Source organism: Pseudomonas sp. S2_F03 (assembly GCF_054668335.1).
Map to the genome: position 1 here is coordinate 3,942,400 of NZ_CP162759.1, position 18,818 is coordinate 3,961,217.

Annotated in this window: 16 protein-coding genes; 7 read left to right on the forward strand and 9 right to left on the reverse strand. The window is 56.5% G+C overall.

Going from position 1 to position 18,818, the window contains the following annotated elements; genetic code table 11:
* Positions 1-23 precede the first annotated feature (23 nt).
* Complete coding sequence (locus AB4N76_RS18395) at positions 24-2,342, reverse strand: TonB-dependent receptor (RefSeq protein WP_046031945.1); 2,319 nt, start codon at positions 2,340-2,342, stop codon at positions 24-26.
* Positions 2,343-2,549: 207 nt separating this feature from the next.
* On the opposite strand from AB4N76_RS18395, the gene AB4N76_RS18400 reads away from it, so the two are divergent.
* Entirely contained in the window at positions 2,550-3,230 is a 681-nt protein-coding gene (locus AB4N76_RS18400) for a Fe2+-dependent dioxygenase (protein WP_046031946.1), read from the forward strand.
* The gene (locus AB4N76_RS18405; RefSeq protein ID WP_046031947.1) at positions 3,227-3,994 is read left to right on the forward strand and encodes a tetratricopeptide repeat protein; all 768 of its coding nucleotides are present in this window, start codon (positions 3,227-3,229) and stop codon (positions 3,992-3,994) included. The genes AB4N76_RS18400 and AB4N76_RS18405 overlap by 4 nt, the downstream gene beginning before the upstream one ends.
* Before the next feature lie 59 nt (positions 3,995-4,053).
* On the opposite strand, the gene AB4N76_RS18410 is transcribed toward AB4N76_RS18405, so the two are convergent.
* The 6 genes from AB4N76_RS18410 to AB4N76_RS18435 all read right to left on the reverse strand — a co-directional run bounded on the left by AB4N76_RS18410 (position 4,054) and on the right by AB4N76_RS18435 (position 10,192).
* The gene (locus tag AB4N76_RS18410) at positions 4,054-5,217 is read right to left on the reverse strand and encodes a type III PLP-dependent enzyme (RefSeq protein WP_027924486.1); all 1,164 of its coding nucleotides are present in this window, start codon (positions 5,215-5,217) and stop codon (positions 4,054-4,056) included.
* A gap of 613 nt (positions 5,218-5,830) precedes the next feature.
* A complete protein-coding gene (locus tag AB4N76_RS18415) occupies positions 5,831-6,586 on the reverse strand; it encodes a hypothetical protein (protein WP_046031948.1) in 756 nt (251 codons plus the stop codon).
* Between the two features lie 156 nt (positions 6,587-6,742).
* Positions 6,743-7,900 (reverse strand): osmoprotectant ABC transporter ATP-binding protein OsmV, encoded by a 1,158-nt coding sequence (locus AB4N76_RS18420; RefSeq protein WP_046031949.1) that lies wholly within the window; start codon positions 7,898-7,900, stop codon positions 6,743-6,745.
* A 1-nt stretch (position 7,901) separates the two neighbouring features.
* Complete coding sequence (locus AB4N76_RS18425) at positions 7,902-8,549, reverse strand: ABC transporter permease (RefSeq protein WP_460163359.1); 648 nt, start codon at positions 8,547-8,549, stop codon at positions 7,902-7,904.
* A gap of 12 nt (positions 8,550-8,561) precedes the next feature.
* The gene (locus AB4N76_RS18430) at positions 8,562-9,455 is read right to left on the reverse strand and encodes a glycine betaine ABC transporter substrate-binding protein (RefSeq protein WP_046031951.1); all 894 of its coding nucleotides are present in this window, start codon (positions 9,453-9,455) and stop codon (positions 8,562-8,564) included.
* A gap of 20 nt (positions 9,456-9,475) precedes the next feature.
* On the reverse strand, positions 9,476-10,192 hold the full coding sequence (locus AB4N76_RS18435; protein ID WP_460163360.1) for an ABC transporter permease: 717 nt from the start codon (positions 10,190-10,192) through the stop codon (positions 9,476-9,478).
* A 489-nt stretch (positions 10,193-10,681) separates the two neighbouring features.
* Here AB4N76_RS18435 and AB4N76_RS18440 point away from each other — a divergent pair, with 489 nt between their 5' ends.
* The 5 genes from AB4N76_RS18440 to AB4N76_RS18460 all read left to right on the forward strand — a co-directional run bounded on the left by AB4N76_RS18440 (position 10,682) and on the right by AB4N76_RS18460 (position 16,736).
* Positions 10,682-12,265, forward strand: a complete 1,584-nt coding sequence (locus tag AB4N76_RS18440) for a peptide chain release factor 3 (RefSeq protein WP_460163361.1) — start codon at positions 10,682-10,684, stop codon at positions 12,263-12,265.
* A 407-nt stretch (positions 12,266-12,672) separates the two neighbouring features.
* A complete protein-coding gene (locus AB4N76_RS18445; protein WP_046031954.1) occupies positions 12,673-14,064 on the forward strand; it encodes a DUF6002 family protein in 1,392 nt (463 codons plus the stop codon).
* Between the two features lie 172 nt (positions 14,065-14,236).
* Positions 14,237-15,106: a hypothetical protein gene (locus tag AB4N76_RS18450; RefSeq protein WP_460163362.1), complete on the forward strand. Its 870-nt coding sequence runs from the start codon at positions 14,237-14,239 to the stop codon at positions 15,104-15,106.
* Complete coding sequence (locus AB4N76_RS18455) at positions 15,099-16,331, forward strand: MFS transporter (protein ID WP_046031955.1); 1,233 nt, start codon at positions 15,099-15,101, stop codon at positions 16,329-16,331. Before AB4N76_RS18450 ends, AB4N76_RS18455 begins: the two co-directional genes overlap by 8 nt.
* A gap of 150 nt (positions 16,332-16,481) precedes the next feature.
* A complete protein-coding gene (locus AB4N76_RS18460; protein ID WP_046031956.1) occupies positions 16,482-16,736 on the forward strand; it encodes a hypothetical protein in 255 nt (84 codons plus the stop codon).
* A 131-nt stretch (positions 16,737-16,867) separates the two neighbouring features.
* Here AB4N76_RS18460 and AB4N76_RS18465 read toward each other — a convergent pair whose 3' ends face one another.
* On the reverse strand, positions 16,868-17,848 hold the full coding sequence (locus tag AB4N76_RS18465; protein ID WP_077430884.1) for a peptide ABC transporter ATP-binding protein: 981 nt from the start codon (positions 17,846-17,848) through the stop codon (positions 16,868-16,870).
* Positions 17,848-18,816 carry an ABC transporter ATP-binding protein gene (locus AB4N76_RS18470; RefSeq protein WP_027924492.1) on the reverse strand — a complete coding sequence of 323 codons (969 nt, stop codon included), beginning with the start codon at positions 18,814-18,816 and terminating at the stop codon, positions 17,848-17,850. Before AB4N76_RS18470 ends, AB4N76_RS18465 begins: the two co-directional genes overlap by 1 nt.
* Between the last annotated feature and the right edge of the window lie 2 nt (positions 18,817-18,818).

The window sequence follows — 18,818 nt, forward strand, 5'->3', positions numbered from 1 at the left end:
GGGCTTTTTTCCTCACACTTTTATTAGAAGTGGAAGTTGGTGCTCAGCAAGGCAGTACGACCGGCCGCCTGGTTGGCGAAGTGAGTCGAGAACGCTTTGTCGTAGTACGTTTCGTCGGTCAGGTTCTGCACGTTCAGTTGCAGGTCGACGTTTTTGCTCAGCTTGTAGGCCGCCATTGCGTCGTAACGAACGTAGGAATCAACCATGGTGGTGTTGGCAGCGCTGCCAAACACATCGTCGACGTAGAACGCACCGCCACCGATGGTCAGCTTCGGCGTGACTTGATAAGTCGTCCACAGGCTGGCGCTGTTTTTCGGCGTGTTAGGCAGCTCGTTACCGTCGTTGGCCGCACCCAGTGGGCCACCATCGACTTGCTCACTGTCCATGTAGGCGTAACCGGCGAAGACCTGCCATTTATCGGTGAGCTTGCCGGTGGCCGACAGTTCGACACCTTGAACGCGAGTCTTGCCGACGTTTTCGTATGTCGTGGTGTTGGTTTGCACACGAGCGTTTTCTTTCTCGGTGCGGAAGATATCGGCGGTCAAGGACAGACGATCGTTCATCAGGTCCCACTTGGTGCCGATTTCGTAGTTCTTGGTGGTTTCCGGTTCCATATCGCTTTTCAGCAGGTTGCCGTTGCGATCAGGTGTGCCACCCAATGGGTTGCCTTCCGAACCTTCGCCCAGGGTGTTGCCCGGTGGCGTGGCGGACGTCGCGTAGGACGCATAGATGCTGCCGTTTTCAGCCGGTTTGTACACCACGCCGAACTGACCGGTGACGAATTCGCTGGTGTCATCGCCCTTGGACGTGGTCACGCTGGAACTGTTGAAAGTCTTGTAGTCGGTGTCGAAATGGTCATAACGCAGACCCATGTTCACCAGCCACTGCTCAGACAATTCCAGGGTGTCGAACACATACAGCGCGTACGTGTTGGCCTTGGTGTCGGTACCGGCGTAGTTACGCGAGATTGCACCGTTCCATGGATCGTTCTGGTTCGGGTTGGACAGCGAGGTGCAGTTGAAACCGCTTGGCGCGCCGATCAAGGCCGGAGAGCAGTTAGTGGTCACCGCTGCGGTGCGCGGGGTGGTATCGGTGTTGACGTTGTACGAGGATTTTTCGTTTTCCTCGTGAGTGAACTCGACACCCGTGGCGAAGCTGTTCTTGAACCCGGCGATGTACACGTCACCAAACAGATCGGTCTGGTTAGTGGTGGTCTCGGTGTTGCTGACACGGGTATTCGCCCGCCGCCAGAGGCTGCCATTGTTGACGTTGCCCTTGCTGTCGTCCGGCTGGGTCAGGATGTAATCCTGCATGCTGGTGCCGTGGCGCAGGGTGTTCTTGACGGTCAGCGCATCGTTCAGATCGTGCTCGATGGAGAAGGTCGCGGTGTCGGTACGGGTCTTGCGGAAATCGCGGTCGTTCAGGCCATACCAGTTGCTGCTGTTGCCACCGTCATTAGGCTTGTCAGGATTGGCCTTGGTACGCGCAGCCGAGCCAGCGACCGGGATGGAGTACGGAATGCCCGAGTCTGGCGTGTCGTTGCTTTCGAGGTGGTAGTAGTCGAGGTTGACTCGGGTCTCGGTGCCCAGGCCGAAAGCCAGGGACGGTGCGATACCCCAACGATCGTAATCGATGCTCTGGCGGCCGGCGACGTTGCTTTCGTGGGTCAGCAGGTTCAGACGGCCGGCGGCGGTGTCGGAGAACTGGTAGTTGCCGTCGAAGGTGTAGCGCTGGGTCTGGTCGGAGCCCCAGGTAAAGCCACCGTCGAGCGAATCTCCCAGGTGCGCTTTCTTGCTCACCAGGTTGATGCTGCCGCCAGCGGCGCCACGGCCGCCAATGGCCGAGTTCGGGCCTTTGCTGACTTCAATCGATTCAACGGCGAAGATCTCGCGGCTCTGCGAACCGGTGTCGCGCACGCCGTCCAGGTAAGTGTCGCCCTGGGCATCGAAGCCGCGAATGAACGGACGGTCACCCTGTGGGTTGCCACCTTCACCGGCACCAAAGGTGATGCCCGGAACGGTGCGCAGTGCGTCTTGCATGTTCATCGCGCCGGTGTCCTTCAGGACTTGTTGCGGGATGACGGTAATCGAACGCGGTGTGTCCACCAGTGGTGCGGTGTACTTGGGCGAGGACGCTTTTTCGACGTTGTAGGAAGTCTCGTCCTGAGCCTCGCCAGTGATGGCGGTAGCGCCCAGCGAAATCACATTACTCGGTGCTTTTTCGTCAGCTTTTTCCGCCGCGAAAACCATGTGCCCCGCCGAGCCGGCGGTAATCGCCATGCCAATGGCCGATGCGAGCAAACGTGGTGAACTGACCGGTACTTGTGTTTGTTGACGCGACATTTGAATTCCCCTCCCCAAGGATTTGAGGCGGCGGAATATAGGGTAGACGCGTATTTGTATCAATTGCGAAACGTTACTATTCGCGAGGAATTTACATTCTTTACAATTTAACCTTACGCTTTTTGCTGTTTCGTTCGTCGTGAGGGTTTTACACGGACAATAAGAATCAATACCATTAGCGCCCCTTTGGTTTCAGGTGTCCCTGCCATGCTGCTGCACATTCCAGGCTTGTTCTCGAAAGAAGAAGTGCAGCGTATCCGCGAGGCTCTGGAACAGGCCGATTGGGCGGATGGCAAGATCACTGCCGGTTATCAATCGGCCAAAGCCAAGCACAACCTGCAACTGCCTGAAGGTCATCCGCTGGCCAAGGAGGTCGGTGCGGCGATGCTCGAGCGGCTGTGGAAAAATCCGCAGTTCATGTCAGCCGCTTTACCGCACAAGGTCTTCCCGCCGTTGGTGAACTGCTACACCGCCGGCGGCAGTTTCGATTTTCATATTGATAACGCCGTGCGCCAGCCCAAGGGCAGCATCGAGCGGGTGCGCACCGATCTGTCGGCGACGCTGTTCTTCAGTGAACCCGAGGACTACGACGGCGGTGAACTGGAAATCCAGGACACCTTCGGCACTCAGCGCGTCAAGCTGCCTGCCGGCGACATGGTTTTGTATCCCGGCACCAGCCTGCACAAGGTCAACGCCGTCACCCGCGGCACGCGTTACGCGTCGTTTTTCTGGACCCAAAGCCTGGTGCGTGAAGACAGTCAGCGCGCCTTGCTGTTCGAGATGGATGGGGCGATCCAGCAATTGACGCTGGACATGCCGGATCACCCGTCGCTGATTCGACTCACCGGCACTTATCACAACCTGCTGCGCCGTTGGGTCGAGGTATGAGTTATCAACTGCGCCGTGAGGAAGTCCTCGACGGTGACCGACTCAAATCCATGCTCGAGGAAAGTCCGGCGCGAGCGGCTCAAGCCATTTTGATCGCCGCCCGAGAAAGCGTACTCGATGCTCAGGCACTGCTCGGGCAAATCCTGCTGGACGGCAATGGCATCGCACAGGACCAGCCGCTGGCCACGCGCTGGTTCGCGATTGCGGCTCAAGGTGGGCACTTGATGGCGCGCAACATGCTGGGTCGTTGTCATGAGCACGGTTGGGGCTGCGTGGCGGATGCCTCGATTGCCGCTCGGCATTACCAGGTCGCGGCACAGGGTGGGCTGGATTGGGCGATGTACAACTACGCCAATTTGCTGGCCACCGGGCGAGGTGTGATCGAAGACCAGGCACAGGCGTTCAGCTTCTATCGCCGAGCGGCTGAATTGGGTCACGCGAAATCGATGAACCTGCTGGGGCGTTATCTGGAGCAAGGACAAGTGTGCCCGGCAGACGCGGCATTGGCGCGTGACTGGTATCGCCGTTCGGCGGTCGGCGGGGATTTTCGCGGGCAGTTCAGTTATGCCGCGGTACTGGCCGAGGAGGGGGGCGTCGAAGAGGCAATGACCTGGTTGCACAAGGCATTAGCCGGCGGCAATCTGAATTTCCTGCGAGTGGCGAGCAAGGCATTGATGAGCGCCGTGAACCCAAAGTTTCGCGAGTTGGCACCGGCGTATAACCGACGCATTGACGAGCTTGAACGACAGCTGGCGCCTCTGTAGCGCAGGCACAAAAAAAGCCCATGACTCGTCATGGGCTTTTTCATTTCTACGCGTAGCGCTTAAACGTAAAACGATTTCAGCGGCGGGAAGCCATTGAATTCAACAGCGCTGTAACTGGTGGTGTAGGCACCGGTCGACAACCAGTACAAACGATCACCAATGGCCAGGTTCAGCGGCAGGCCGTACTTGTAGTTTTCGTACATGATGTCGGCGCTGTCGCAGGTTGGGCCGGCGATGACCACTTCTTCCATCTCGCCTTTCTTCTCGGTCCAGATCGGGAACTTGATGGCTTCGTCCATGGTTTCGATCAGGCCGGAGAACTTGCCCACATCCGTGTACACCCAACGCTCGACGGCGGTGCGGGATTTACGTGCCACCAGCACCACTTCGCTGACCAGGATGCCGGCGTTGGCGATCAATGAACGGCCCGGCTCGAGGATGATTTCCGGCAGGTCGTCACCGAAGTCTTCCTTGAGGAAACGGATGATTTCTTCAGCGTAGGTTTCCAGGCTGTTGGTGCGGGTGATGTAGTTGGCCGGGAAGCCACCGCCCATGTTGATCAGCTTCAGGTGGATGCCGTCTTCTTCTTTCAGGCGTTCGAAGATCACTTTGACCTTGGCGATCGCCGCGTCCCAGACGCTGATGTCGCGCTGTTGCGAGCCGACGTGGAACGAGATGCCGTACGGCACCAGGCCCAGGTCGCGAGCGAGGATCAGCAGGTCCATGGCCATGTCGGTCTGGCAGCCGAATTTGCGCGACAAAGGCCAGTCAGCCGTGGTCGAGCCTTCGGTGAGGATGCGCACGTAGACTTTCGAACCTGGTGCTGCCTTGGCGATGTTGCGCAGGTCGGCTTCGGAGTCGGTGGCATACAGACGCACGCCCTTCTCGTAGAAGTAGCGAATGTCCTTGGATTTCTTGATGGTGTTGCCGTAGCTGATGCGATCCGGGCCGACGCCCTGGTTCATCACTTTATCGAGCTCGTAGATCGAGGCGATGTCGAAGTTCGAACCTTTCTCTTTGAGCAGGTCGATGATTTCGACGGCCGGGTTGGCCTTGACGGCGTAGTAGACCTTGGCGAATTCGAAACCGGCGCGCAGGTCGTCATAGGCCTGGCTGATCATCGCGGTGTCGATCACCACGAACGGGGTTTCCTGTTTGTCGGCGAAGGCCTTCATTTTGTTGAAAGTATCGCGCGCGAAATAGTCTTCGACATTGATCGACATACTTGGGACTCCTAGTGGCAAACATTAGTAATCAATGGGTGCAAATGAACGTCCTCCGTATCCCCACTTTGGTTCGCCTACTTCCCAAGGCATGTCGCCGAAAGCAAAAAGGCCATGGGAAGTGCAGCTTTCCCTTGGCCTTGCTGTCTCGTCGTCAGTACTTGAGCCGGATGGATCGTTTCCAGCATGGACGTTCGGCGCGAACTTTAGGGCGTGAGGGGCTTGAGATCAACAAAAAATGTCGCGTTTTTGCACTCTTCTGACGCGCGTTACGAGCATCACTCTTTGTAACCGACTCAGATGACAGTCGGATGTTCCCGAGGAATTGTGAAGTGTTAAAAATACCTGCACGTTCGATGCTTTTGTGCGCCAAGTCGCTAGTAACTACGATAGCGTCAACTTCGGCGACGTTGGCTGCGAAAAGGTAGGATGAAGCGGGTTTCTGCTGTTTCAAAGGATGCTGTCGGATAAATTTTTTCGGTGCCACTGTTGATATTTTTTTCCGCCATCTTGAAAGAAGGCAATCTGCTAGGTTGAGGCCGGATTAAGGTGCAATGGGACCCCTAGCTGACAGATCGCTTCACTTCCCTGCACAAGAATTCCAGCAAGAGGCTTAGTCTTGTGGTTTATCGACCGCTTTGCAGAGCACTACCCGATCTTTGAGGCGTAGTTCATCTGTGTCAGTGACGTTGTTCATCGCCAAAATGAAATGCAGCCATGGGCTCTGCTGCTTCAAGAAGCGTTCGAGCTTTTTTTCACCTGAGCCGTCTGGAGGGTTATCAAATACATACGGATGGCAGCTGGGAAAACCCTTTGGCACGGTGGAAAGAAGTTCGTAATCGCTGTTGCTTTTGACGATGTTGTACGTCTGCCAACTGACGTATGACAGCAGGCAAAGCGCGAAAGTGATCATCAGCGGCAAAGCAATCCGCCATCGCAGCGGCATTGGATAGGCTTTGGCCAGAGCTCTGCGAGTCATGAAATCGGTGATTTTTTTACCATGCACCAAAACCTGCGCGACCTCGAACTCCAACGGATTGTAGATCGATATTTCAACCGTTTCGTTGGGAGGGATATCCGTGAGTATGAGTTCCTTGTCCTCCGAATTGTGTTGCCATTTGACCGCGGCTTCGTGGCGAGAGTAGGCAACTCTGGGCGTGAACTCAAAGTTTCCGCGATACAGAACTTTGACATTTGTCAGCGTCGTATTGGATTCGTTGTAAATAGCGATGTGAGTGCAAACATAGCGATTTTCGCCATCAACCATCTCTGCAGGTGCATGAAACAGATAAGGGCCTAAGGTCGTCCAGCCAATTGCATCTGGGAGTTCTTTACGCAATGCGTTCAGCGCCACAATTTGATCGATCACTACAGCATCCTTTTGATCTCAACTTACGGAGTATTGGCCTCCGCCCATCGGGGGATGGTATCTAGGTGCCGTTATTGCAGGCAATCAGGCCATCCATTGATCAAAAATTGCAGTGTCAGTTTAGAAACGGGGCTGTCAGACAGCCCCTTATGATCATCAGGCTACCACCGCCTCGGCAGGCGACACGATGTTGGTCTTCATCCCCCGAGAACGTCCCGAACTCAAATAAGCCGCAATCGACTCCTGCGTCACCTCACCCAAAAACACTCGCTCGGCATCCATCACCGGCAGCCACGAGCGATTGAACTCGTACATGCGCGACAGCAGGATGCGTAAATGCTCGTCATACGCTGCGGTCGCGTTGAACTCGCGCTGGTACTGGCCGCAAGTACCATTCTGACGGTGCAGGTCGCGGCGTCTGACGTATCCCAATGCCTTGTTGTCAGCACAGGTCACCACGACATAGCGGCGGTCCAGTTCATCCATCAGCTCCAGCGCCTCGGCCACCGGGGTGTCCGGGCTGACCGACGGCGCGTTGTCTGCGGCGTCTTCGGCTTTCACCAGCAGCAAGCGCTTGAGGGTGCTGTCCTGGCCGACGAAGTTGCTGACAAAGTCGTCTGCGGGATGGGCGAGCAAGGTGTCCGGGTGATCGATCTGCAACAGCTTGCCGGCGCGGAAGATCGCAATCTTGTCACCCAGCTTGATCGCCTCGTCGATGTCGTGGCTGACCATGATCACGGTCTTGTTCAGCGCACGCTGCATCTCGAAGAACTCGTTCTGGATCATTTCGCGGTTGATCGGGTCGACGGCGCCGAACGGTTCATCCATCAGCAACAGCGGTGCATCTGCCGCCAGCGCACGAATCACGCCGATCCGTTGCTGCTGCCCACCGGACAACTCACGCGGGTAGCGATTCAGGTATTGCTTGGGTTCCAGCTTGATCATGCTCATCAATTCGCGGGCGCGGTCGTGGCATTTCTGCTTGTCCCAGCCGAGCAGTTTCGGCACCACCACGATGTTCTCTTCGATGGTCATGTTGGGGAACAGGCCGATCTGCTGGATCACATAGCCGATGTTGCGGCGCAGGGTCACCGCGTCGAGGTCGGTGGTGTCTTCGCCGTTGATCAGGATCTTGCCCGAGGTCGGCTTGATCAGGCGGTTGATCATTTTCAGCGTGGTGCTTTTGCCGCAACCCGATGGCCCGAGGAACACGCAGATTTCGCCTTCATTGACGGTCAGGCTTACCGAGTCCACGGCTTTCACATCTTTGCCGTTGCTTTGGAAGGTCTTGCTGAGGTTTTGAAGTTCGATCATTTCAGGAGTCCTTTGGAGTCAGCGAGCGTTGCAGCCATTGCAGAAGCAGGTCGGCGAAGATGGCCAGCAGGCTGACCAGCACGGCGCCGACGATCAGCATCGACATGTCGCTGCGGCTGATGGAAGCGAGAATGAGGACGCCGAGGCCACCGGCGCCGATGGTCGCGGCGATGGTCATGACGCCAATGTTCATGACCACGGCGGTGCGCACGCCGGCGAGGATCACCGGCACTGCGATGGGCAGTTCAACCATGCGCAGGCGCTGGCCGAAGGTCATGCCGATGCCGCGCGCGGCTTCGCGGATGCCCGGCTCGACGCTGGTCAGCGCGAGGTAGGTGTTGCGCATGATCGGCAGCAGCGAGTACAGAAATACCGCCGTGATTGCAGGCATTGGGCCCAAGCCCTGGCCGAACTTGGAGTAAAACGGCAGCAATAGCCCAAACAGCGCAATGGACGGCACGGTCAGCAGCACCGTGGCGCTGGCTTGCAACGGGCCGGCCAGCGACGGGAAGCGGGTCATCAGGATGCCCAGCGGCACGCCTGCCAGAATCGCCAGCGTCACGGCGATGCCGACCAGCGTGATGTGTTGCCAGGTCAGGTGCAGGACCAGCGGCCAGTCGAGATGGGAAAAGGCGTTCAGAAATTCCATGGCTTTTCCTCCTCAGTTGAGTGGGTGCTGGCGCAGGAAATCTGCGGCAACGGATGAAGGGCTTTGGTGATCGACATCGACCCGCGCGTTGAGTTGGCGCATGGTTTCGTCGTCGAACAGTCGGGCCAGTGGCTTGAGCTGTTCAGCCAGTTGCGGGTGCTCATCGAGGAAGGCTTGGCGCACCACCGGCGCGGCGGTGTAGTCCGGGAAGTAATGCTTGTCGTCTTCGAGCAGTTTCAGCTTGAAGGCGTTCAATCGACCGTCGGTGGTGTAGACCAGACCTGCAAACACCTGGCCATTGCGCAGGGCGGTGTAGACCAGCCCTGCGTCCATCTGGCGGATGTTTTTGCGGGTCAGGTTCATGTCGTACAACTGCACCATGCCGCCCAGACCGTCGGAACGGTTGGCGAACTCGGTGTCCAGCGCCACCAGGTGGTTGGCTTTGGCCTCGTCCCGTAGTGCCGTGTTCAGCTCACTGATGGTATTGATCTGCGGGTATTCATCCGCGACGTTTTTTGGCAGCGCCAAGGCGTAGGTATTGCTGAACTTCGACGGCGTCAGCCAGACCAGGCCTTTTTTCGCGTCGAGTTCTTTCACCCGGGCGTAGGACTGTTCGCTATCGAGTTTTTCCGTCACATGGTTGTAGGCCACCAGCGACACACCGGTGTACTCCCAGAGCATGTCCAGTTGGCCACTTTCATGGGCGCTGCGGGCCAGATTGCTGCCCAAACCGCCGGTGACTTGAGTGTCGTAACCCTTGCTGCGCAGGTATTGGGAGGTGATTTCCGCGAGCAGGGTTTGTTCGGTGAAGACCCGGGCGCCAATGCGGATGACCGGTTTTTCAGCGGCGTGGGCAAATCCTGCGAACAGCAGGATGCAGCCTAGTAAAAAGCTTGAGGTTTTCATGTTGATTCCTTTGCCGAGGCTTAAGACGGGCGCAAGCCGCGTTCGAGCCAGAGGCGGCTGGCGAGTGTCACCAGGCCGTCGAGCAGCAAGGCCAGCAGGGCGGCACAAGCCGCGCCGAGCAGCAATTGCGGCTGATTGTTCAGGGCGATGCCGGGAAAAATCAGGCTGCCCAGGCTGTTGGCACCAATCAGGAACGCCAGCGGTGCCGTCCCGACGTTGATCGCCAGCGCCACGCGCACACCACCGATGATGATTGGCACGGCGTTCGGCAATTCGACCCGCCATAACACTTGGGTCGGGGTCATGCCGATGCCGACGGCCGCTTCCTTGAGGGAGCCCTGGACGTTTTTCAGGCCTTCATAGGTATTGCGCACGATGGGCAACAGCGAGGCGAGGAACAGGGCGAAGATCGCGGGGCCGCTGCCGATGCCAAGGATCCCCAGGGCGATGGCCAGTACGGCGAGAGGCGGCACGGTGTTGCCGATATTGAAGAGCTGCATGAAGCGTTCAGCACGGCCAACCATGGTCGGGCGGCTGAGGAAGATGCCGGCGGGGATGCCCACAACGAGGGCGGCCAGCATGGAGGCGAGGACGAGAACCAGATGAGCTTGCAGGTAAAACAACAAATCGTCGCGGTAATGTTCGATCGTGTTGATGCCGATCCAGTGGATCAGCAGGGCCAGAAGGGCGAATACCAGCGCGCCTCCTATCAGCCCTTTGCCATAGTGGATAGCCACAGGCGGACTCTTTTTCTTTGTCGGCGAACGCAGTCCCGAGTGGCAATCCCATTCCTGGCTGCCGGGATTATCAACGTTCGCGAGAAGCAGCTCTTCATGCTGATGAAACCGCATGAGATCGAGCCATAAGCGCAGCCTCGTCAGGCTAACTGGCTGAATTTTCAGCCCCTGGTACGAGTGCCGTAACAGGGGAGTGGACGTCTGCACCTTTTAAAAGGTTCCATAATTAACAGCATTTAGCCACCCCGCATCTCGTTTTGCCCCTGTAGCAGCTGCCGAGCCGGCGAGGCTGCGTTCGGCGACGAAGTCGTCGTCAAGGCATCCATCGCTATCTGCCCGAGGCACCGCGGCGCCTGGTTTTACGACGGCTTCGCCGCCGGACGCAGCCCTCGCAGGCTCGGCAGCTGCTACAGGCGAACGGTGGTTCGTAGGTCATGTTTTGAGCTATACTCGCCGCCCTTTTTTGAATCACCTGCCAGGCGATTTCCCATGACCAAACAGGCCGCCGAAGTCGCGAAACGCCGCACTTTCGCCATTATTTCCCACCCCGATGCCGGTAAAACCACCATCACCGAGAAGCTCTTGCTGATGGGCAAGGCGATTGCGATTGCGGGCACGGTGAAATCTCGAAAATCCGACCGCCATGCCACCTCCGACTGGATGGAAATGGAAAAGCAGCGTGGTATCTCGATTACCACGTCGGTCATGCAGTTCCCCTATCGCGACCATATGGTCAACCTGCTCGACACCCTGGGCCACGAAGACTTCTCCGAAGACACCTACCGCACCCTGACCGCGGTGGACTCGGCCTTGATGGTCCTCGACGGCGGTAAGGGTGTAGAGCCACGGACCATTGCGCTGATGGACGTTTGCCGTCTGCGTGACACGCCGATTGTCAGCTTCATCAACAAACTCGACCGTGACATCCGCGATCCGATCGAACTGCTCGACGAAATCGAAGCGGTCCTCAAGATCAAGGCCGCGCCGATCACCTGGCCGATCGGTTGCTACCGTGATTTCAAAGGCGTGTACCACCTCGCCGATGACTACATCATTGTGTACACCGCTGGCCACGGCCACGAGCGCACCGAAACCAAGATCATCGAGAAACTCGACTCCGACGAAGCCCGCGCCCATTTGGGTGACGAGTACGACCGCTTTGTCGAGCAGCTTGAGCTGGTGCAGGGCGCCTGCCACGAGTTCAACCAGCAGGAGTTCCTCGACGGCCAACTGACGCCGGTGTTCTTCGGTACTGCACTGGGTAACTTCGGTGTCGACCATGTGCTCGACGCCGTTGTGGACTGGGCGCCGAAGCCATTGGCCCGTGTGGCCAACGAGCGCACCGTCGAACCGGTGGAAGAGAAGTTCTCGGGCTTCATCTTCAAGATCCAGGCGAACATGGACCCGAAACACCGCGACCGTATTGCCTTTATGCGTATCTGCTCCGGCAAGTACGAAAAAGGCATGAAGATGCGCCACGTGCGCACCGGCAAGGACGTGCGGATCGGCGATGCGCTGACCTTCTTCTCCTCCGAGCGTGAGCAACTGGAAGAAGCCTTCGCCGGCGACATCATCGGTTTGCACAACCACGGCACGATCCAGATCGGCGACACCTTCACCGAAGGCGAAGTCCTGGGCTTCACCGGTATCCCGCACTTCGCTCCGGAACTGTTCCGTCGCGTGCGTCTGCGTGATCCGCTGAAATCCAAGCAACTGCGTCAGGGTTTGCAGCAACTGGCCGAAGAAGGCGCGACCCAGGTGTTCTTCCCCGAGCGCAGCAACGACATCATCCTCGGCGCCGTCGGTGTGCTGCAGTTCGATGTGGTCGCCAGCCGCTTGAAAGAGGAATACAAGGTTGAGTGCTCCTACGAGCCGATCACCGTTTATTCCGCGCGCTGGATCGATTGCAGCGACAAGAAGAAGCTTGAGGAATTCTCCAACAAGGCCGTGGAAAACCTCGCGGTCGATGGCGGCGGTCACTTGACCTACCTGGCCCCGACCCGAGTCAACCTGGCACTGATGGAAGAGCGCTGGCCGGACGTGAAATTCCGTGCGACGCGTGAGCATCACTAAGCGCTGAACAGTAAGACCCAAGCCCCGTGGCGCAAGCACCGGGGTTTTTTTATGACTGACGTTTGCCTGTAAAAGGGGGAAATTCATCTCGGGTGAACTAATGTTCCTTGATGGAAAACGATCCGCCATTGTTCGTCTTGCTTGCACAAAATCGAACTTCGCAGGCTGTTGGAGGGTGAGCACAAACCGATGATTATGTTGTGATAGCGGTTAAACAGAGACATGACTGATAGGTCGAGTCGATCAGGATGAAAGATGCTTCTGTAGGGTTTTTTTCCGATTTTTGTAGCTCGGCTCCGGTTTCAAGTTCTCTTGGCTTTTTTCACGGGACACGGCACTCGTTGAGGTCTAGCGTTCGTTGGGTATTTCGCAAGTAGCGATTTTCCACGTGCAGGAGCGCAAGACAAATGGACCTGATGAAAACCGACTCAAGTGCAACGGCGACACAAGGACCTAAGCCCCCGGTTTCTGTTCTCGAGCGTTATTACGAGCTTATCGTCAAAGGTGCTTCCGATTTCGAAGTCAGCAGCAGCGACGGTTCTTTCGAGCCTTCAATGAGGTTGCCTGCACTGGACTCCCGTATGCAGGATTTTCTTTCTGTTGCCACTGCACAGTTTTTTGAGTTAGGTCACTATCGAGGTGTACCGCTACGCCTGTTCGACCTGCGGCAAAACGCAAACACGCAAACAACGAAGACCTTTGCCTCCACGCTGATCGTTGCACGTGCTATCCGGCATATTCAGGAAACTGGCGAAAGCATTTTGTTGTTTTCCCCTTCTTCCGGTAACAAGGCTATTGCATTGCGTGATGCGGTTCTACGTGCGTTGAAAGCCAAACTTATTCATCCCGAGCAATTACGTATTGTCACGCTGACACCTGCGCAAACTACCGATAAATTGCGTAGAACCGAACTCTACGATGACCCTCGGTTGCGTGCCCTGAACCCGATATTTGTCCTTGATGGCGACTCGCCGGAGGCTGTGAAGGTTATTGGTCAGCGGTTCAAAGAACTGTTCAGTCGTGAACCATTTGGTGATTCGAAGTTGTGGCATTCCCTGCGACTGGAGAATTATCGATTCTCTGACCAAGCCCGAGCTTTTTTTGATTTCGAGTATGGTGATGCTTGGGATACCGATCGAAAAACAGTGCATGTGCACGCGGTATCGAGCGCCTATGGGCTTCTGGGATATTGCTCTGGCGTAGAGGCGTTGAAACGCCTAGGAAAACAGGTTTCTACACCTTCGTTTCTTTTGGTTCAACACTTGGCTACCAGTGACATGGTTCTGCATTTGCTCGATGGAAATTTCGAGGGCACTTCTACTCCACTCTATACACAGGCAGACGACGGTCTGTGGGTGCAATCGGCGTCTGCACATTTTCCTGCTACGACTTGGAGTCCCGACGAGACTCTCGAATCCACTTTTTACACGCACTTGCCGCCTACCGCTGTGGAAATGACTGGGCATGTTCGGGCCAATGGAGGCTCTGGAATTGTCGTTTCGCTGTATGAATGTATGCAACGCTACAGTGAATGCGTTCAGATGCTCGCCAATACCTCAGTGAGGTTGCCCAGCGACCCTCGCGATCTGAAGGAGTGGTCATTGGTGATGGCGATGACCGGTTGCTTGAATGCGATTGATAGACAGCTATTGGAGGAGGTGGACGGTTGCACCATTCATGGGTCAGGCACCTATAGTCTTGGGGACTATGAGGTTGTGCCGTTTGATGGGCTTTCATTCATTGCAACTGCTGATGAGATGATTGAGACCCTTCGTAACCGAAATAATGATGAACGCTGATTTTCGGATGAGTCAGAAAACAGTCTGTCACTTTCGTATTTACAGTGGGGCCTCCCGAGCCGGAACTCTGGCTCGTCTTACGTATCTCGGGGTGAATGAGGGACTGCGGTACATCGCTCCTTTTGTAGCTCAATGCTTTTTCGAGAGTTCGTGTATAGACCAAGAAGGGACTTTGGAGTGGGAGCAACTGGATGACTTTATAAAACGAAATAAAGCCGACATGAGTTTGCTGATGACCTCATCGGATGTTATCCAGCAATACCAAAAACCAAGTGATGTTGTCGGGCTCAGTAGGATTCATCAAAAAGTTGATGTTTCTGCTGGTTGGGAGCACGTGCTGGGGCAACTATCTAATCGTGAAAGCAAACGCCGGACTCAATCGATAAAACGTGGCTTTCAGTACGATGTGTCAATTGAAGATGAGGATTTTTTCTCCTTTTACCGCACCATGCATGTTCCGACGATGAACGCGCGTTACGGTGATTTTGCGCGAAGTGTGGAAGAGCAGGACGCTTTTTTGAATTTGTTCAAACGAGGCGTTTTGTTTCGAGTCCAGATGCATGCTGAGTGGGTTGCGGGAAGTGTTTCTCAGATTGAGTGGTCTACGCGTACCTTGAATGCACGTTTGATCGGGATGAAGGGTGGGAGTGCAGTTTATCGTGCTAACGGTGCGCAGAATTTTGTTTATCACTCGATCCTTGAATGGGCCTCCAATCAATCATCCATCGACTGGGTCGATTTTCAAGGTTGTGAGCCATTTTTAAGCAAAGGAACATTCCAATACAAAAAGCGCTTTGGGGCTCAAGCTGTTGTTCCGGAAAACGGCTTCGGACAGTGGAGGATCTTGATTCGAATGCCGACGCTTTGTGCTGCGGTGCGAAAATTTCTGATTAACAACCCTCTAATAGGTCTGGATGCTGATGGCCGGCTACAGGCGCAGTATTTTTTCGATTCGGATCACGAGATTCGCTCAGACATTCCTTACGCCTCAAAAGGTATTTACAGCCAAGTGAACCGCAATCTGGACCAGTGGCATGGTTAGCCGACTTGCTCACCTTATTCGGTTGGATGGCTACTTCTGCTCTATGGCCTGGGTGCTTGCTGCGTTGATTTTCATCAGTCGGTTGAGCGCCATGGCCAAGTTGTTCATGGCGTTGTACCTGCGTCAGGCACTGGGGTTGCCGTTTGAAACAGTTGGATGGCTGTTGTCCGGTTACGGTGCAGGATTACTGATTGGGTCAATGGGCGGTGGAGTGCTGAGTGATCATTTCTCCACGGCGCGGCTTACTGCATTGTTGATGTTCGCCTCGGTGTGGATTTTGGTGCTATTGGGGCTGGTCACCGACGTGCCCTGGCTGGCTGGATTGCTGCTGTTCAGCGGTGTTCTCGATGGTGCAATTCGTACGCTTCATCAGCGTTTGATCCTGGAGTATTGCCATGTTGAGCGGCATGTTCGTGCGCAATCATTGAGTCGAGTTGCCATCAATCTGGGTATGGCTATAGCTGGGGTGGTGGGTGGCGTTCTGGCACAGGCTGATTTTCGGTGGGTGTTTTTTGTCAGCGCGGCTATGACGTTACTGGCCTTGGTCTGGTTTGTCCGGTCGACTATTCGTCGAGATGTTCTGATGTCGGATGAGTTCTATGCCGCGGCATTGGACGCCAGGTCCCCATTCCAGAACAAACCGTTCCTATGGTTACTAGCGGCTTCAGGTTTGCTCGGCCTTGCCTTCGAACCGGTCTACAGCATGTTGGGCAACTATTTGCTCGATTACTATCGACTGCGAGCTGAGGGTGTCGGATGGCAATTTGCGCTCAATGCATTGCTCGTGGTTTTGCTGCAAATTCCGTTATCCCATTGGAGTGAGTCATGGGGGGCGCGGCGGCAACTGTTGGCAGGCGCCTTTTTGCTCGCTTTCGGGCTTGGAGTTCTGCCGTTGGGGAGCGGGATGCTATTTGTCTGCCTATCGACCGTTGTCTGGACTATGGGCGAAATTCTGTTTATGCCGACCTTGAACGTCCTGGTCATGCAACGTGCGCAAGTCGGTAGAAGTGGGCTTTATTTTGGCCTTTTCTCTATGTGTTGGGGGATGAGTGCGCTTCTTTCGCCGACCCTTGGCGGCCAGCTATATGGTCACTTTGGCGGGCATAGTGTCTGGATCGCAAGTGCGGTGTTGGCGATGTGTTCTATGCCGCTCATATACCAAGCGACACGTCCCTGTATGCATCCAGTGATCAAATCCTCGCTAAAGAGCGAGACGGCCGCTTAAGGAGTTTGGAAATAACCATTATTCAAAACCATTCTGTCGATCCACGGCAATTCCACCCCTTCGCTAACGTCTTATCTGGAGAACCACGCGGATCGGAACTAGATTTCACTCAGCGCCAGATAGGCACTCTACGAAAGGATGGAATCGACTATGAACAGAATGCTACGTGTTTTATTGCTGTTGAAAGTGATGGTGATGCTGTCACTCGGCACTTCGATGGCGTGGGCCGAGTGCACGCAACATGATGAGCAGGCTTCGAGCGGGCAGGGAGGATACAGTGGCTTGATGCTCGCCAAATCCGAATCCGAGCCAGGCGATCAGGGGCAGGGTGGTGCGGATAACGACGATGACTCGACGACTGACGAGCCGGATTCCGATGATGACGAAGGCGACAGCCAGTCGTAACGCCCGGAAAAAAGAAAACCCCTGCTCCCGTGCTGATGCGCAGTGGTGGGAGAAGGGGTTTCTGGTTAACGCTTCTTGATGACGTGTGCGATTCAATCGCTGTGGGAGTGAGCTGGCTCACTCCCACATTTTTATGCCGCGCCGTCGAGGAATTGCTCGGCGTAGTGGCAAGCCACCTGGCGGTTATCGAGAGGGCGCAGGGCTGGCTCTTCGGTGCTGCAGCGCTCGGTGGCATACGGGCAGCGCTTGTGGAAAGCGCAACCCGACGGCGGGTTCAACGGGTTGGGCAACTCGCCGACGATCTTGATTTTCGGCTTGTTCGGGTCCGGGTGAATGGTCGGTGTGGCCGACAGCAGCGCCTGGGTATACGGGTGCAGCGGACGCTCGTAGATGTCGTTCTTCGGACCCATTTCCACCGGGCGACCGAGGTACATCACCATCACGTCATCGGCCACGTGTTGCACCACCGCCAGGTTGTGCGAGATGAACACGTAGGCGGTGTTGAACTCTTGCTGCAAATCCATGAACAGGTTCAGCACCTGCGCCTGGATCGACACGTCCAATGCCGAGGTCGGCTCATCCGCCACCAGCACTTTAGGCTGCAACATCATCGCGCGGGCCAGGGCAATCCGCTGGCGCTGACCGCCGGAGAACATGTGCGGATAACGCTGGTAGTGCTCGGGACGCAAGCCCACCTGCTTCATCATCGCCTGGACTTTCTCGCGACGTTCGGACGCACTCAGGTTGGTGTTGATCAGCAGCGGTTCACCGAGCTGATCACCGACTTTTTGCCGAGGGTTGAGCGACGCGTACGGGCTCTGGAACACCATCTGCACGTCTTTGCGCAGTTGCTTGCGTTGGGCCTTGTCGGCGCCGGTGACTTCCTGGCCGGCGATTTTCAAGGAGCCGGAGGACGGCTCTTCGATCAGGGTCAGGGCACGGGCCAGGGTGGATTTGCCGCAACCCGATTCACCGACGACAGCAAGGGTTTTGCCGGCATGCAGTTCAAACGACACGCCGTTGAGGGCGCGCACGGTCGCATGGCCCTTGAACAGGCCGCGGGACACTTCGTAGTGACGGGTCAGGTCGCGGGCGGTAAGTACGACGGCCATTACGCCACCTCCTGATTCAGCGGGTAGAAGCAGCGGGCGAGGCTGTGGCTTTTCGGGTCCAGGGCCGGGCGCGTGGCGCGGCAGCTGTCTTGCACATACGGGCAACGCGGCGACAGCAGGCAGCCTTGCGGACGGTCGTAGCGACCGGGAACGATGCCCGGCAGGGTCGACAGGCGTGTGGCACCGAGGCTGTGTTCCGGAATCGCCTTGAGCAGCGCTTCGCTGTAAGGGTGCGCCGGAATGTCGAACAGCTGGGGCACCTGACCGACTTCAACCGCTTGACCGGCGTACATCACGCACACGCGCTGGGCGGTTTCGGCCACGACCGCGAGGTCGTGGGTGATCAGCACCAGGCCCATGTTCTGCTCTTTCTGCAACGCCAGCAGCAGGTCCATGATCTGCGCCTGAATCGTTACGTCCAGCGCGGTGGTCGGTTCGTCGGCGATCAGCAATTTCGGCTCGCCGGCAATCGCCATGGCGATCGCCACACGCTGGCTCATACCGCCGGACAGTTGGTGCGGGTAGGCGTCCATACGGCTGGCGGCGCCGGGGATTTCCACTTTTTCCAGCAACTCGATGGCACGCTTGCGGGCTTGCTTGCCGGACATTTTCAGGTGCAGGCGCAGCACTTCCTCAATCTGGAAACCGACGGTGTAGCTCGGGTTCAGCGCGGTCATCGGGTCCTGGAAGACCATGGCCAGGTCTTTGCCGACGATTTGTCGACGCTGACGGTTGCTGAGCTTGAGCATGTTCTTGCCGTCGAAGTTCAGGGCGTCGGCAGTGACGATCCCCGGGTGTTCGATCAGGCCCATCAGCGCCATCATGGTCACGGACTTACCCGAACCCGACTCGCCAACGATGGCCAGGACTTCGCCCTTCTCCACGGTAATGTCGAGCCCGTCGACCACCGGAACGGCGTTTTTGTCGCCAAAGCGAACGTTGAGATTCTTGATTTCTAACAGTGACATTT

Bases quoted from the DNA above. Each gene is read 5' to 3' on its own strand.
- AB4N76_RS18420 (WP_046031949.1), bottom strand. From the start codon at position 7,900: ATGATCGAACTTCAAAACCTCAGCAAGACCTTCCAAAGCAACGGCAAA.
- AB4N76_RS18405 (WP_046031947.1), top strand. From the start codon at position 3,227: ATGAGTTATCAACTGCGCCGTGAGGAAGTCCTCGACGGTGACCGACTC.
- AB4N76_RS18430 (WP_046031951.1), bottom strand. From the start codon at position 9,455: ATGAAAACCTCAAGCTTTTTACTAGGCTGCATCCTGCTGTTCGCAGGA.
- AB4N76_RS18470 (WP_027924492.1), bottom strand. From the start codon at position 18,816: ATGTCACTGTTAGAAATCAAGAATCTCAACGTTCGCTTTGGCGACAAA.
- AB4N76_RS18400 (WP_046031946.1), top strand. From the start codon at position 2,550: ATGCTGCTGCACATTCCAGGCTTGTTCTCGAAAGAAGAAGTGCAGCGT.
- AB4N76_RS18465 (WP_077430884.1), bottom strand. From the start codon at position 17,848: ATGGCCGTCGTACTTACCGCCCGCGACCTGACCCGTCACTACGAAGTG.
- AB4N76_RS18440 (WP_460163361.1), top strand. From the start codon at position 10,682: ATGACCAAACAGGCCGCCGAAGTCGCGAAACGCCGCACTTTCGCCATT.
- AB4N76_RS18455 (WP_046031955.1), top strand. From the start codon at position 15,099: ATGGTTAGCCGACTTGCTCACCTTATTCGGTTGGATGGCTACTTCTGC.
- AB4N76_RS18410 (WP_027924486.1), bottom strand. From the start codon at position 5,217: ATGTCGATCAATGTCGAAGACTATTTCGCGCGCGATACTTTCAACAAA.
- AB4N76_RS18425 (WP_460163359.1), bottom strand. From the start codon at position 8,549: ATGGAATTTCTGAACGCCTTTTCCCATCTCGACTGGCCGCTGGTCCTG.
- AB4N76_RS18460 (WP_046031956.1), top strand. From the start codon at position 16,482: ATGAACAGAATGCTACGTGTTTTATTGCTGTTGAAAGTGATGGTGATG.
- AB4N76_RS18395 (WP_046031945.1), bottom strand. From the start codon at position 2,342: ATGTCGCGTCAACAAACACAAGTACCGGTCAGTTCACCACGTTTGCTC.
- AB4N76_RS18445 (WP_046031954.1), top strand. From the start codon at position 12,673: ATGGACCTGATGAAAACCGACTCAAGTGCAACGGCGACACAAGGACCT.